This is a genomic window from Blastomonas sp. (assembly GCF_046294995.1).
In the GTDB taxonomy this organism is placed as follows: domain Bacteria; phylum Pseudomonadota; class Alphaproteobacteria; order Sphingomonadales; family Sphingomonadaceae; genus Blastomonas.
Genome location: NZ_JBKBOG010000012.1, coordinates 1 through 13678 on the forward strand (window position 1 = coordinate 1; position 13678 = coordinate 13678).

Annotated in this window: 15 protein-coding genes; 6 read left to right on the forward strand and 9 right to left on the reverse strand. The window is 64.7% G+C overall.

Annotation, left to right across the window (positions count from 1 at the left end):
• From ACK4R0_RS12645 to ACK4R0_RS12660, 4 genes are all read left to right on the forward strand, one after another.
• Positions 1-313: hypothetical protein (locus tag ACK4R0_RS12645; protein ID WP_409674412.1), on the forward strand; the 313-nt coding region annotated here is incomplete at its 5' end.
• Positions 306-728, forward strand: a complete 423-nt coding sequence (locus tag ACK4R0_RS12650; RefSeq protein WP_409674414.1) for a DUF4326 domain-containing protein — start codon at positions 306-308, stop codon at positions 726-728. The genes ACK4R0_RS12645 and ACK4R0_RS12650, both read left to right, overlap by 8 nt.
• A complete protein-coding gene (locus tag ACK4R0_RS12655; RefSeq protein ID WP_409674416.1) occupies positions 725-970 on the forward strand; it encodes a hypothetical protein in 246 nt (81 codons plus the stop codon). Before ACK4R0_RS12650 ends, ACK4R0_RS12655 begins: the two co-directional genes overlap by 4 nt.
• A 4-nt stretch (positions 971-974) precedes the next feature.
• Complete coding sequence (locus ACK4R0_RS12660; protein WP_409674418.1) at positions 975-1184, forward strand: helix-turn-helix transcriptional regulator; 210 nt, start codon at positions 975-977, stop codon at positions 1182-1184.
• A gap of 125 nt (positions 1185-1309) precedes the next feature.
• On the opposite strand, the gene ACK4R0_RS12665 is transcribed toward ACK4R0_RS12660, so the two are convergent.
• The 9 genes from ACK4R0_RS12665 to radA form a co-directional block, all read right to left on the reverse strand.
• Positions 1310-1693: a type II toxin-antitoxin system VapC family toxin gene (locus ACK4R0_RS12665; RefSeq protein ID WP_409674420.1), complete on the reverse strand. Its 384-nt coding sequence runs from the start codon at positions 1691-1693 to the stop codon at positions 1310-1312.
• Positions 1690-1947: a type II toxin-antitoxin system Phd/YefM family antitoxin gene (locus ACK4R0_RS12670; RefSeq protein ID WP_409674422.1), complete on the reverse strand. Its 258-nt coding sequence runs from the start codon at positions 1945-1947 to the stop codon at positions 1690-1692. The genes ACK4R0_RS12665 and ACK4R0_RS12670 overlap by 4 nt, the downstream gene beginning before the upstream one ends.
• 59 nt (positions 1948-2006) lie before the next feature.
• The gene (locus ACK4R0_RS12675; protein WP_409674424.1) at positions 2007-2762 is read right to left on the reverse strand and encodes a sulfite exporter TauE/SafE family protein; all 756 of its coding nucleotides are present in this window, start codon (positions 2760-2762) and stop codon (positions 2007-2009) included.
• A 6-nt stretch (positions 2763-2768) separates the two neighbouring features.
• Complete coding sequence (gene secA / locus ACK4R0_RS12680) at positions 2769-5492, reverse strand: preprotein translocase subunit SecA (RefSeq protein WP_409674426.1); 2724 nt, start codon at positions 5490-5492, stop codon at positions 2769-2771.
• A 157-nt stretch (positions 5493-5649) separates the two neighbouring features.
• The gene (locus ACK4R0_RS12685; RefSeq protein ID WP_409674428.1) at positions 5650-5928 is read right to left on the reverse strand and encodes a hypothetical protein; all 279 of its coding nucleotides are present in this window, start codon (positions 5926-5928) and stop codon (positions 5650-5652) included.
• Between the two features lie 90 nt (positions 5929-6018).
• Positions 6019-7788, reverse strand: coding sequence for a monovalent cation:proton antiporter-2 (CPA2) family protein (locus tag ACK4R0_RS12690; RefSeq protein WP_409674430.1), 1770 nt, complete (start codon positions 7786-7788; stop codon positions 6019-6021).
• A gap of 14 nt (positions 7789-7802) precedes the next feature.
• Positions 7803-8231 (reverse strand): iron-sulfur cluster assembly scaffold protein, encoded by a 429-nt coding sequence (locus ACK4R0_RS12695; RefSeq protein ID WP_409674432.1) that lies wholly within the window; start codon positions 8229-8231, stop codon positions 7803-7805.
• 30 nt (positions 8232-8261) lie between these two features.
• Positions 8262-8765 carry a CvpA family protein gene (locus ACK4R0_RS12700; protein ID WP_409674434.1) on the reverse strand — a complete coding sequence of 168 codons (504 nt, stop codon included), beginning with the start codon at positions 8763-8765 and terminating at the stop codon, positions 8262-8264.
• Positions 8766-8775: 10 nt separating this feature from the next.
• On the reverse strand, positions 8776-10161 hold the full coding sequence (gene radA / locus ACK4R0_RS12705; RefSeq protein ID WP_409674436.1) for a DNA repair protein RadA: 1386 nt from the start codon (positions 10159-10161) through the stop codon (positions 8776-8778).
• Positions 10162-10292: 131 nt separating this feature from the next.
• Between radA and ACK4R0_RS12710 the strand changes: the two genes are divergently transcribed.
• A complete protein-coding gene (locus ACK4R0_RS12710; protein ID WP_409674438.1) occupies positions 10293-12629 on the forward strand; it encodes a patatin-like protein in 2337 nt (778 codons plus the stop codon).
• A gap of 50 nt (positions 12630-12679) precedes the next feature.
• A complete protein-coding gene (locus tag ACK4R0_RS12715) occupies positions 12680-13585 on the forward strand; it encodes a TraB/GumN family protein (RefSeq protein WP_409674440.1) in 906 nt (301 codons plus the stop codon).
• The last annotated feature ends 93 nt before the right edge of the window (positions 13586-13678 follow it).

Here is a 13678-nt window from a genome sequence, read left to right on the forward strand (position 1 = left end):
CGAGCGCGATTACGCGCTCGCCGCTGCGGGGCAGACAATGGATGGCTCTGGCTCTGGCGATGGCTATGGCGATGGCGATGGCTCTGGCTCTGGCTCTGGCGATGGCTATGGCGATGGCTATGGCTATGGCTCTGGCGATGGCGATGGCTATGGCGATGGCTATGGCTATGGCGATGGCGATGGCTATGGCTATGGCGATGGCTCTGGCTCTGGCTCTGGCTCTGGCTATGGCTCTGGCGATGGCTATGGCGATGGCTATGGCTCTGGCTATGGCTATGGCTCTGGCTATGGCGATGGCTATGGCTATGTTTGACCTCGTGCCGTCGCCATTTTTGGATAACGGGGGCTGCGCCCCCGTTATCAAAGCTGGCGTACCACGCCGCTCGCATCGAAAACGAGGCAAGGGCACCATCACCCCTCCGGGCGTGATCTATGTTGGTCGTCCTACCGTTTATTCCAACCCGTTCGACTCCAGACGCTTTGGCCATGCGCGTAGTGTTGCACTCTATAGGTGCTGGACAGACAACCGGCTTGGTGCCCTCGCTCTTGGCAGGTTGGGTTTTTGCCCAGTGGAGATCGAAGCGCTAGGCCGCCTGCGCCAGCGTCTCCACTCCGCTTTGCCACGCCTGATTGGCATGGACCTGCAGTGCTGGTGCCCCCTTACCAGTCGCTGGTGTCATGCAGACGTGCTGCTCGAATTGGCGAACCGAGAGTCGTTCACAGCATGAACCAGCTCGCCCAGCAGATCCGCGAAGAGGCGCGCATGCGCGAGCAGCGCCGCGCCTGGGCGCGCTACACCGGCCACAACCACCCGCTCGATCTCGATGTCGGAGGCGCGCTCATCACGCCCGATCGTGGCCCGGCTGACATGCGCCCCCATGCCACCAGCGCCGATCCCTGCCCGCGATGCGCCACGCGCGGCTCGCTGGGATGCGCCCACCAGAAGCCTTTCCAGAACGGGAGCAGCTGAAGCCATGCAACCCCAGCCAGGCCAGTGCGGCCGATTATTGTCGCTCAAAGACGTCGTCCGGGAAACGTCGCTTCACCGCGCCACGATTTACCGCAAGGTCGCCAGCGGCACCTTCCCCTCGCCACGCCCGCTGGGCGGCCGTCGAGTCGCCTGGCGAGAGGCCGATGTGGAGAGCTGGAAAGCCGATCCGGTCGGCTGGTGCGGCGACGGCTGATACCCCGTCACCGACCAGACCAAGGGGCATACACCGGGGTATCCGGCAAAATTCTACCGAAAAAATCGATAAAATACGGAGGTTTAGCGATGCATCACCTTTTCTACTCGGGGAGCCAGCCCTTTTCAAAGTGCGCTGACGATGTCAGTTTTAGCGAAATCATTGCCGATATACAAAAGCGGGCAGCGTCGGTCCTTTGCGACCTGATACGCGAAGCAATCGCCGAAATTGAGCGCTGCCGGGTGGATACCCTTGCCCCAGAGGGCGTAGCTGTCTGCGACGCGGCGTGCAAAATCCTCAGTGACCGCCACCGTCTCGAAACCCAAGCCTGCGATCAGTTGCATCATCTCTGGCTGGATGTGCCTTCCGGCAGCCACGATCAATGATTCCGTCAACGTCGCTGCAGATATCAGCAGAGGCTGGTCCGTCGCCAATATCGCTGCGCAAGATGCGGCCTGTGCTTCATCCAGCACGATTGCCATCAACGCGGACGTATCGACCGCAATCACAGCGGCAGCCCATCCTCACCATACAGATAATCTTGGCTACGCGCCGCAGAGGGGCCTGGCGCAGCATTGGCCGCGCCCATTTTTCGAACAGTATCCAGAATCGCTTTGCGCGCTTGCGCATTCTTTACCGGCCCGACCGGGACGATCCGAACGATCGCATGGCCATGCCGGGTTAGAACGACCTCCTCGCCAGCCTCAGCCCGTCTGACAAGGTCCGTCAATTGCGCTTTCGCGTCGGTTACCGAAACATCCATGCCAACCTCCGGATAAAGCCGTTGCGAAATTTAGACTATGAGATGGTCCAAATCAAGGCTCACCCACCAAAACGCTGCCACAGCAATTGCGCCGCGACATACAGGATGAGAGCCGCGGTGCCGATGCGGATGACTTTTTGCGGGAGCAGGCGCACGCCGATGTGGCTACCGATCTGCCCGCCGACCAGCACGCCCAGGAACAGCGGCCAATAGGCCGACAATGCCCACGGCGTGGCTGCAGCGTCCGGTTTGCTCAGCTGCCCGGCCAGCCCTGCGAACGAGTTGACCAGGATGAAGACGCTGGCGCTCGCAGCGATCTGCCGCGCATTCGCCCAGCGCAGCAGATGCAGCACCGGCGCAAGGAATATGCCGCCACCGATGCCGACGATGCCGCTGAAGAACCCGACTCCCATGCCAATGGGAATGCCCATCCACTGCTGGCGCGGCTTTGGCGGGGTGTCAGGGTCACGAGGCTCGTGCTGCATCAGCATCAGCAAACCCGCGAGCAGCAATGCTGACCCCAGCAGCGCGATGAACAAGGGCTTGTCCACCGGCAGCATGCCGCCCACCCACGCGCAAGGCGCAGACAGCAGCAGGATCGGCCATAATGGGCGCCAGGGCACCTGCCCTGCCCGGGCAAAGCGGATGGTGCCGCCGGTGACGACGATCAGGTTGCACAGCAACGCGATCGCCGGGAGCAGCCGGTAATCGGTGTCGGCCAGCACCAGCAGCGCGTTATAGGTCGATCCGCCGCCAAAGCCGACCGAAGCATAAACCAGGGCGGTCAGCGCAAAGCCGCCGGCCAGCCCCCACATCGGCTATCAGGCCGCCTTGCCGTGACAGTGCTTGTACTTGCGGCCCGATCCGCAAGGGCACGGCGCGTTGCGGCTGATTTCGCCGGTAAACAGATCCTCTGACGCCTCGGGCATCGGCGACTGGCGCGGGGGCAGCGTGGTGGCGACCGTCCCCAGAGTGCCGCCGTCGATATCCGCGCTGTTGTCTTCCCCCGTGAACGGATCGAAGTGCGTGGTCAGGAAATCGGGCAATTCGGGCAGCGCGGGGATTTCCGGCTCGCGAACCTCAAGGCTCATGATCGTGGCGGTAACGTCCTCGCGGATCACCTCGAGCATGCGCTCGAACAGCCCGAACGCCTCGCGCTTGTATTCGTTGATCGGCGTCTTCTGGGCATAGGCGCGCAGGAACACGACCTGACGCAGCGCGTCGAGCGTGGCCAGGTGCTCCTTCCAGTGATGGTCGAGGCTCTGCAGCAGCACCGATTTCTCGATCGAACGCCACATGCCCTCTTCGACCTGCTCTGCCTTTTCGGTGACCTTGGCCTCCGCCATCGTGCGGATGCGCTCCTCGATCATGTCGGGCTCGATCACATCTTCCTGCAGCCAGGAGTCGATATCGGGGTCGAGACCCAGCACCTCGGTCACCCGTGCCTTGAGACCTTCGACGTTCCACTGTTCGGGATAGGTTCCCGGCGGGCAGGCTTCGCCAACGATCGTGTTGACGGTGTCGTTGCGCATATCGAGCACGACATCGTCGACCGCATCGGCGTCCATGATTTCGGCGCGCTGCTCGTAGATCACCTTGCGCTGGTCGTTCATCACGTCATCATATTCGACGACCTGCTTGCGGATGTCGTAGTTGCGCGCCTCGACCTTCTTCTGAGCGGTCTCGATCGCCTTGGACAGCCATTTGGAACCGATCGCTTCGCCATCGGCGAGGTTGTTCTTCATCATCCGCGAGAACAGCGTATCGGGGCCGAAGATGCGCAGCAGGTCGTCTTCGAGGCAGAGATAGAAGCGCGACAGGCCCGGGTCACCCTGACGGCCCGAACGGCCGCGCAGCTGGTTGTCGATGCGGCGGCTTTCGTGCCGCTCGGTGCCCAGCACGAACAGGCCGCCAGCCTCGAGCACCTTGGCCTTCTCGGCAGCCACTTCCGCCTTGATGGCTTCGATGGCAGCCTCGCGCTCGGGGCCTTCGGGCATGTCGCGCAGCTCATCATCGATGCGGTATTCGACATTGCCGCCAAGCTGGATGTCGGTGCCGCGGCCCGCCATGTTGGTGGCGATGGTTACCGCGCCCAAACGCCCGGCCTGCGCCACGATCCGCGCCTCCTGCTCGTGGAAGCGTGCATTTAGCACGCTGTGCGGAACGCCTTCCTTGTTGAGATATTCGGACAATAGCTCGGACTTTTCGATCGATACCGTACCCACCAGCACCGGCTGGCCGATCAGGTTCTTCTCGCGGATGCCCTTGGCGATCGCCTGGAACTTGTCGGCGGTGTTCTTGTAGAACTCGTCCTCCTCGTCGATCCGGCGGATCGGCTTGTTGGTCGGGATGGTGACGACGTTCATCTTGTAGATGTCGAAGAACTCGGCCGCTTCGGTCGCTGCGGTGCCGGTCATGCCCGACAATTTGGGGTACATGCGGAAATAGTTCTGGAAGGTAATCGAGGCGAGCGTCTGGTTCTCGGGCTTGATTTGCACCCGTTCCTTGGCCTCGACCGCCTGGTGCAGGCCGTTCGACCAGCGACGGCCATCCATCATGCGCCCAGTGAACTCGTCGATGATGACGATCTCGTTATCCTTGACGATATAGTCGATGTCGCGCTTGAACATCACATTGGCCTTGAGCGCCTGGTCGAGGTGATGAACGATCTGGGTGTTCTCGACATCATACAGGTTGCTGCCCTCGAGCAACCCAGCTTCCTCGAGCAGGCGTTCGGCCTTTTCGGTGCCTTCCTCGGTGAGGATAACCGAACGGGCCTTTTCGTCCTTCTCGTAATCGTTCTCGTCGAGCTTGAGCACGATCGCATCGACCGCGATGTACATCTCGGACTTGTCGTCGGTGGGCCCGGAGATGATCAGCGGAGTGCGGGCTTCGTCGATCAGGATCGAATCGACTTCGTCGACCACGGCAAAGTTGTACGGCCGCTGCACCATCTGGCTGCGGTCGTGCTTCATGTTGTCGCGCAGGTAGTCGAAGCCAAGCTCGTTGTTGGTGGCGTAGGTGATGTCGGCGGCATACGCCTCGCGCCGTGCCGCCTCGCCCAGATTGGGGACGATCACGCCGGTCGTCAGTCCGAGGAAGCGGTAGACCTGGCCCATCCATTCGGCATCGCGCGCGGCGAGATAGTCGTTGACGGTGACGACGTGAACGCCCTTGCCCTCGATCGCATTGAGATAGCAGGCAAGCGTTGCCACCAGCGTCTTGCCCTCGCCGGTGCGCATCTCGGCGATTTCGCCGCCGTGCAGCACGATGCCGCCAACCATCTGCGTATCGAAGTGCCGCATGCCAAGGGTGCGGATCGATGCCTCGCGCACCGTGGCAAACGCTTCGGGCAGGATGTCGTTGAGCGTCTCGCCCGCAGCGAGCCGATCGCGGAACTTCTGGGTCTGACCGCGCAGTTCCTCATCGGACAGCGGTGAAATCTGGGGTTCGAAGGCGTTGATCTTGTCGACGATCTTGAGCAGGCTCTTGACGTGACGGTCGTTGGCGGACCCGAAGAGCGATTTGGCAATGGCGCCTAGCATGGCGGAAATTCCTTAGAATGTTGGGATATGAATGCCGCTGCGCGCAGTTCCTGGCGATGCAGCACAGCCTGCTTGCGAGGCTGTAAAAAAAAGCGTGGCGCCGCCGATCGGGCGCGCGCAGGACAGTCCTGACCGGACTGTCCGAACCGCAAGGGTCTTATTGCAGAAGCCGGTCTGAGCGGTGGACGGTCGCCGTGACGCGGCGACGCGCGGGCGTGGCGCTCCAGCGCGCAGAGGGTGCGCAGGCGAGCACCAAAGGCAGGATGGTCGCGACCAGAAACACTGCGGCAATCGCGATATTCGGACGCGATTCATCCCCGGTCCAGGCGCCACGCAGCGCGCTGTCGCCCTCGGCGATCGCCGGTTCGGCAACGCGCACGCCATCGGTCACCGAGAACCCGGTGAGCATGGCCAGCAAGGCGAGAAGAAACTTCACGGTGCGATGATTATCCCTGACGAGCCCGGTACATAGGCACTGGCATTGCGTTCGTCCAATGTTTTGGCGCTTTGGTGAGCGATACTGTGGCTACCTCGCCTCGGGATCGAACGCCTGCGAATCCAGCGCGCCGAAGCTCAGATGCTTCCCCGCGTGCATGTTGCCCTGCTCCATCTGCAGCTCAAGCCGCTCGCAATCGCGCCTGCGGTATTCCTCGACGACCCGGTCGGCCATCACCGGATCGATGCCGGTGCGCAGCAAGGCCGTGTGCGCCAGCTTGACCGACGATTCGAACAGTTCGCGCTGCGCTGCCGCGATCGGCGCATGCTTGAGCGCGAGCAGCTGGCGACGGTCGCATGCGCGCACGAAGATCTGCGCATCGGGAAATGCGTGGGCGATCGGGCCGATCTGGTCAGGCCCGAAATCCTTGTCGTCCATGCAGAACAGCAGCGAGCCTGCGCCTTCCGCCCCTGCCCGGCGCAACAGATCGATCCGCGTGCCATCGCCATAGAATACCTTGCGTCCGAACTCGCCGCTGAGCCTGATCTGCTCGGGGTTGATGTCGATCAGCGTCACCGAGATGTTGGCACCTGCGAAAATCTGCGCCACGGCCTGGCCGAACCGGCCGTGACCGATGACGATCGCGTTCGATTGCCGCGCCTGCTCGGGATCGACCATATCTTCGGTGCCCGATCCGCGCACCCCGCCGAACAGCCGGGTGGCGAGCATCAGGAAAGGCGTGGTCGCCATCGACAGCGTCACGATCGCGCCGAACCGGCTGGCGGCGGCGGGCGCGATCAGCAGTGCCGCCTGCGCCTCTGCAAACAGCACGAACGCGAACTCGCCCCCTTGGCTGAGCAGCAATCCCAGCACCAATGCGGCGCGGTTCTCCATCCCGAACGCCTTGGCGAGCCCGAAAATGATCACCACCTTGATCGCCACCAGCGCCAGCGCCATCGCGACGATGAACATCGGGTCGGCGAGGATCACGCCAATGTCGAGCATCATGCCCACACCGAGGAAGAACAGCCCGAGCAGGATCGAGCGGAACGGATCGATGTCCGCCTCGAGCTCGTGCCGGAACGGCGAATCGGCGAGCATCACGCCCGCAACGAACGCGCCCAGCGCTGCGGAGATGCCGATCGAGTGCATCAGCGCGGCGCTGCCGAACACCGCGAACAGTCCGGCAACGATGAACAGCTCGCGCTCGGCCACCTTGCCGATCAGCTTGAGCAGCGGCGCGAGGCCATAGCGACCCGCCACCACCAGCCCGCCGATCGCCGCCAGCGCATAGATCGCTGTCAGCCAGCCCGGGGTTTGCGGCCCTGTCTGCGGCGCGCGCGACAAGGCTGCGACGATGGTCAGCAACGGGACGATCGACAGGTCCTGGAACAGCAGGATGGAAAACGCACGCTCGCCGGTGGGGGTGTTCAGGCGACCTTGCGATTGCAGCAGCGGCAGCACCTGTGCGGTCGAGGACAGCGCGAGCGGCAGCCCAAGCCCCAGTGCTGCGCCCCAGCTCGATCCGGTGACGAAATAGACGAACGCCGCCAGCACCACGCCGCACAGCGCGACCTGCGACAGCCCCAGTCCGAAAATGTCTCGCTTGAGCTGCCAAAGCCGCGCCGGCGCCAGTTCGAGCCCGACGAGGAACAGCAGCAGCACGATGCCGATCTCGGCGAAGCCGACGATCAGCGCCGGGTCATCAACAAGTTGCAGCACCTCGGGACCGATCACGATCCCGCCGATCAGATAGCCCAGCACCGCGCCCAGGCCCAGTCTGCGGAACAGCAGCACGAACGCCAGCGCTGCCGCCAGCAGCACCGTGCCGGACAGGAAGATGTCGCCGCCATGCTCCATAAGGTCGGGTCCGTTCAGACGTGATCGAGCGCTGCGACCACCGCGCGCCAGGGCAGCAGGATGGAACCATGCCGCGCGGGATAAGGCAAGGCGCTCGCCAGATGCTCGATCCCCGGCCACGCGCCCGGATCGGCGCGCTCCCCGGCGAGATAGCCGACCAGCGCATCGCGCGCCGCGATCAGCGCGGCCCTGTCCTGCCCCGCGACATGCCCCGCGAGCACCGCCGCAGACGCCTGGCCCAGTGCGCAGGCGCGAGCATCGATACCGAAGCGCGCCACCTGGCCATCCGGACCGAGATCGAGCCCGACGCGGACCACCGATCCGCAGCTTTGCGAGCGCAGCTCCGCCTGGCGGGGCAGATCTTCGGCCAACGGCCAGTCAATCAGCGACACCGCAAGCGAAAGGATATCGGGCGTATACAAGGCCTTGCCGGGCGTCGTCATGCCCTTGCCTTCGGAATCGGTTGCGCGCGCTCAATCATCGGCGACCGCCTGCTGGTAATCGTAAAGATCGACCAAAGCGGTGCCGCTGGCGTTGAGCAGCGGGAACGTGCGGCTTTGCGTCATCCATTCGGGCTGGCCCTCGCCTGGCCAGATGATGTCGTGCACCATGGTGATCAGCAGATACGCCAGGGTCGCCGCGATCAGCCCCTTGAGCGCGCCGAAGCCGAAACCCAGCACCCGGTCGATCGGCCCCAGCACCGATTTGCGCGCGCGCGCGCGCAGTGCGTTGGCGATGATCTTGCCCAGCAGATAGACACCCAGATACAGCCCCACCAGAGCCAGCGCCGCAGCGCCGCTGTCGTTGCCCACCGGTTCCTTCAGCAACATCGTTACCGGCGCATGGAACAGCCGCAGCGCGAATATGCCGGCGACCCACGCGATGAGCGTGACCGCCGCGTGGACAAATCCGTTCTTGAAGCCCAGAATCGCGCCGCCTGCCAGGAGCGTCAGCACGATGATATCGAATGCGGTCATCCCTGATGCGCTAGTTTCGGCCAAGCAGTTGGTCAACGAGATTTGCCAGCCTTGCATAGGAAGACAGCCGCATCCCTGCGTTGTCCCCTGCGCCCTTGCCCTTGGCCGTGACACTGGCCGGAACCAGCGCCTTTTCAAAGCCGAGCTTGGCCGCTTCGCGCAGCCTCAGGCCCGCGTGCGCGACCGGGCGCAGCTCGCCCGACAGCGACAGTTCGCCGAACACGATCGTGCCCGCGCCGATCGGTCGTTCGGACAATGCCGATATCAGCGCGGCGGCGACGGCAAGGTCGGCGGCAGGATCGGACAGGCGATAGCCGCCTGCGATATTGAGATAAACCTCGGCGGTCGAGAAGCTGAGGCCGCAGCGCGCCTCGAGCACCGCGAGCACCATCGCCAGCCGTCCCGAATCCCACCCGACGACGGCGCGGCGCGGGGTCGCGCCGCTCGACAACCGGACGGTCAGCGCCTGGATCTCGACCAGCACGGGGCGCGTGCCCTCCAGCGCGGGAAACACCGATGTGCCCGGCATCTGCGCGTCGCGGTCGCTGAGGAACAGGCTCGATGGATTGCCGACCTCGGACAGCCCCTCCTCCTCCATCGCGAACACGCCGATCTCGTCGGTTGCGCCGAAGCGGTTCTTGATCGATCGCAGGATGCGGTACTGGTGGCTGCGCTCGCCCTCGAAGCTCATCACGGTGTCGACCATATGCTCGAGCACGCGCGGGCCGGCGATGCTGCCATCCTTGGTGACGTGGCCGACCAGCATCACCGCACATCCGGTGTCCTTGGCAAAGCGGATCAATTCCTGCGACGAGGCGCGCACCTGGCTGACGGTGCCCGGCGCGCCCTCGATAAGATCGCTGTGCATCGTCTGGATCGAATCGATCACCAGCATCACCGGCGGCGCCATCGCGCGCAGCGTGGTGAGGATATCGCGCACCGAGGTTGCCGCGGCGAGCTCGATCGGTGCATCGGCGAGCCCCAGCCGCAGCGCGCGCAGCCGCACCTGGTCGGCAGCTTCCTCGCCGCTGATATAGACGATCGCATGGCCCGCCTTGGCCATGTTCGCCGACGCCTGCAGCAGCAAGGTCGACTTGCCGATCCCCGGATCGCCGCCCATCAACGTCGCTGATCCCGCGACCAGCCCGCCACCCAGCGCGCGGTCGAACTCGGCGATTCCGGTGCTGATGCGGGGCGGCAATTCGACGACGCTGTCGAGCCGCGACAGCGCAATCCGATGACCTCCGGTCTGAAGATCGTGCCGCGCCGAAAAAGTGGTGGGGGCGGACTGCTCGACCAGCGTGTTCCATTCGGCGCAGTCGGCGCACTGGCCCTGCCAACGGTTGGCGACGCTGCCGCAGGCCTGGCAGACATAGGTTTTGCGGGGCTTGGCCATGATCGCGGCATAGCTCGAACAAAACTGGAACGCAATTGCCGCTTTGCGATTGGCGGCGGGCGTAACATAGATAGGCTCGAAACGAATATTCACGGACGGCAAACGCCACCAGAAAGGTCCGCGCTCCCTTTATGCGTCAGAAAGAACTCCGCATTGCCCTGGTCTGCTACGGCGGCATCAGCCTTGCGGTGTACATGCACGGCATCACCAAAGAGATCTGGCGCGCGACGCGGGCAAGCCGCAACTTCCATGCCGGCGAACCGGCTGCGAGCGGCAGCCAGGGGGTTTACCGCGCGCTGTTCGAGACGGTCGCCGAACATGGCCAAGTCAAATTGCGGCTGCTGCCCGACATCATCGCAGGCGCCAGTGCGGGCGGCATCAACGGCGTGTTCCTGGCACAGGCTCTCGCCAGCGGCCAGTCGCTCGAGCCGTTGACCAAATTGTGGCTCGAATGCGCGGACATCGACCAATTGCTCGATCCGGATGCGCGGCCGTGGTCGCGCTTCACCAAGTTCTGGGCGCAGCCGCTGGTGTGGCTGCTGCTGCGCCGGCCCGGCGGCGCGCTCGACCGCAGCGTAGCGCCCGAAGCGCGCAGCGAGGTGCGCACCAAGCTGTCGCGGCTGGTGCGTGCGCGCTGGTTCGCACCGCCGTTCAGCGGCACCGGGTTTTCCAGGCTGCTTTACGATGCGTTCGAGGCGATGGCGGCGACGCCTGCCGGGCCGAGGCTGATCCCGATCGGCCAGCCGCTCGACCTGTTCGTGACCGTCACCGACTTCAAGGGACATCTCGAACGGTTGCGGCTCAACAGCCCTGCCGAAGTCGTAGAGACCGAGCACCGGCTGTCGATCGGCTTTCGCTACATGCGCGGTCGCGACGATGCGCTGGCCGATCCCGCCGAACTCGTCTTCGCCGCGCGCGCCACCGCGAGCTTTCCCGGTGCCTTCCCGCCGTTCAACGTCGCCGAGATGGACCGCATGCTGGCCAAGCGCGAGAAACGCTGGCCGGGACGCGAGAGCTTCCTGCGTCGCATCTTTCCCGGGCAGGACGCGGACGGGCATGGCGAGACCGCTGTGCTGATCGACGGATCGGTGCTCGCCAACGCGCCATTCTCACAGGCGATCGACGCGCTCAAGAACCGGCCTGCACACCGCGAGATCGACCGGCGCTTCGTCTATATCGATCCCAAGCCCGATATCGCTGGCGGAATGGACCAGGCCCATCAGCGCGACGCGATGGGCCAACGGCTGCCCGGCTTCTTCTCGACGATCTTCGGCGCAATCTCGGACATCCCGCGCGAACAGCCGATCCGCGACAATCTCGAAGGGATCGAGCGGCGCACCAGCCGCGTGCGCCAGATGCGCATGATCACCGATTCGCTGCGCACCGAGGTCGAGGAGACGGTGAGCAAGCTGTTCGGCTACACGCTTTTCCTCGACAGCCCCACACCGAGGCGGCTGACCAACTGGCGCAACAAGGCGCAGGACCGCGCCGCGCACATGGCGGGCTTTGCCTATGCCTCGTACGGACAGCTCAAGATGGCCTCGATCGTCGAGGACATCGTGGATACCTTGCGCCGCGCCTATCAGGGGCCAAGGGCGTCATATGCCGAGCGGCTGCGCGAGGCGATCGCTGCGGAGCTGCGCCGCACCGGGCTCGACCGGCTGTCGGGCAAGGGCGGCGGCGCGAGCGACGAGGCGATCGCCTTCTTCCGAACCCAGGACCTTGGCTTCCGCATCCGCCGCCTGCGCTTTCTGGCGCGCAGGCTGGGCGAGGACATCGCGCAATCGGGCCGCACCCCGCCCGAAGCGGTCGTCGCGATGCACGATACGCTCTACACCTGCCTGTCGCATTATCTGGATCGCGAGACCGCCGATATGCTCGGCCATGGCTTCACCGATATTGCAGCCTCGGCGATCGGCAATCCGGCGATGGCGATATCCGAGCTTGCCGCCCGGCGCGACCTCAGCGCTGCCGACGCCATCGTCGATGAGCAGCTCGCCAGCGCGCTGGCGATGCTGCCCAAGGCCAGCCGCCGCTCGATGCTGCTCGCCTATCTGGGCTTCCCGTTCTACGACATCGCCACGCTGCCGCTGCTGCAAGGCGAAGGGCAGAACGAATACGACCCGATCAAGGTCGACCGGATTTCACCCGACGACGCCCAATCGATCCGCACGGGCGGCGCCGATGCGACGCTCAAGGGCATCCAGTTCAACAGCTTCGGCGCGTTCTTCAGCCGCAGGTATCGCGAGAACGACTATCTGTGGGGGCGGCTGCACGGCGCCGAACGGCTGATCGACATCATCGCATCCGCGCTACCACCGGGCAACGCCCTGCCCGATGCGGTGCTCGCCGATTTCAAGCGCCGCGCGTTTCTGGCGATCTGCGACGAGGAAGCGGCACTGCTGAACGCCGACCCCGGGCTGGTGCCGGGCATCCGCAACGAGATCGAAGCACGCTTCGCTGTGTGATGCGCGCACGGGCTGTTCCCTTTGGCAGCGGCTATCCCTAACTAGGGGCGATGAACCGTATCGTATCGCGCTGGCTGATCCTGCCGTTGCTGCTGCTGGCCCAAGCGTGCAGCGCCTTTCCTTCGATGGCTGCATGGGATGGCCCCAAAAAGGGCGCGCCTGCGCTCTGGCATGTCAAGGGACCTGACGGAGAGGCCTGGCTGTTCGGAGGCATCCACGCGCTGCCTGCGGGCCTCAAATGGATAACCCCGAAGATGAAACAGGCGATGGATTCGAGCGACCGGCTGGTGCTCGAAGTCGTCGGGCTCGAGGATTCCGCGACGATCACCAAGACCTTTCAGGCGATGGGCAACAGCCCCGACCAGCCGCCGCTCGCCGAGCGCCTACCCCCAGATTTGCGCGAGGCGGGCGAGACGCTGCGCGCCAAGGGTCGGCTCAACCCGGTCCGGTTCGAGACGCTCGAGAGCTGGGCCGCCGCGATCACGCTGGCGGGCGCTGCCACCGCCAATCTCGATATGGTGCGCGAGGCCGGGGTCGAACGCGTGCTCGCCAAGCGCTATCGCAACCGCGACAAGGCGGTGATCGGGCTGGAAACGGCGGCGCGCCAGTTCACCTATTTCGATCAGCTGCCCGAAGAGGACCAGCGCGCGATGCTGGCAAGCGTCATCGCCGATGCCGACAATGCCCCCGCAGCCTATCGCGAGATGGTCACCGGCTGGCTGACCGGCGATGTCGACCGGCTGGCCGAGGCCGCCAACCGCGGGCTGCTGCAGCGCCCTGAGACCCGCGAGCGTATCCTCGTCCGCCGCAACCGTGACTGGGCCGACCAGATCACCGACATGATGCAGCTGGGCGCCCGCCCCTTCGTCGCGGTCGGCGCTGCGCATCTGGCAGGCGATGACAGCGTTCAGGCACTGCTCGAGGCGCGCGGGTTCATTGTCACCCGGCTGCAATAGCGGCCCCGCCTGCGCTGGCGGCGACGACGCTTGCTTTTGGGGCCCCGTGCGCCTATAGGCCCGCCTTCCCCGACGCCATGGTCATCCCTGGAG

Excerpts from the sequence above, each read along its gene's own strand:
- ACK4R0_RS12650 (WP_409674414.1), top strand. The coding sequence starts at position 306 with ATGTTTGACCTCGTGCCGTCGCCATTTTTGGATAACGGGGGCTGCGCC.
- ACK4R0_RS12655 (WP_409674416.1), top strand. The coding sequence starts at position 725 with ATGAACCAGCTCGCCCAGCAGATCCGCGAAGAGGCGCGCATGCGCGAG.
- ACK4R0_RS12660 (WP_409674418.1), top strand. The coding sequence starts at position 975 with ATGCAACCCCAGCCAGGCCAGTGCGGCCGATTATTGTCGCTCAAAGAC.
- ACK4R0_RS12670 (WP_409674422.1), bottom strand. The coding sequence starts at position 1,947 with ATGGATGTTTCGGTAACCGACGCGAAAGCGCAATTGACGGACCTTGTC.
- ACK4R0_RS12675 (WP_409674424.1), bottom strand. The coding sequence starts at position 2,762 with ATGTGGGGGCTGGCCGGCGGCTTTGCGCTGACCGCCCTGGTTTATGCT.
- secA (WP_409674426.1), bottom strand. The coding sequence starts at position 5,492 with ATGCTAGGCGCCATTGCCAAATCGCTCTTCGGGTCCGCCAACGACCGT.
- ACK4R0_RS12690 (WP_409674430.1), bottom strand. The coding sequence starts at position 7,788 with ATGGAGCATGGCGGCGACATCTTCCTGTCCGGCACGGTGCTGCTGGCG.
- ACK4R0_RS12695 (WP_409674432.1), bottom strand. The coding sequence starts at position 8,231 with ATGACGACGCCCGGCAAGGCCTTGTATACGCCCGATATCCTTTCGCTT.
- ACK4R0_RS12700 (WP_409674434.1), bottom strand. The coding sequence starts at position 8,765 with ATGACCGCATTCGATATCATCGTGCTGACGCTCCTGGCAGGCGGCGCG.
- radA (WP_409674436.1), bottom strand. The coding sequence starts at position 10,161 with ATGGCCAAGCCCCGCAAAACCTATGTCTGCCAGGCCTGCGGCAGCGTC.
- ACK4R0_RS12710 (WP_409674438.1), top strand. The coding sequence starts at position 10,293 with ATGCGTCAGAAAGAACTCCGCATTGCCCTGGTCTGCTACGGCGGCATC.
- ACK4R0_RS12715 (WP_409674440.1), top strand. The coding sequence starts at position 12,680 with ATGAACCGTATCGTATCGCGCTGGCTGATCCTGCCGTTGCTGCTGCTG.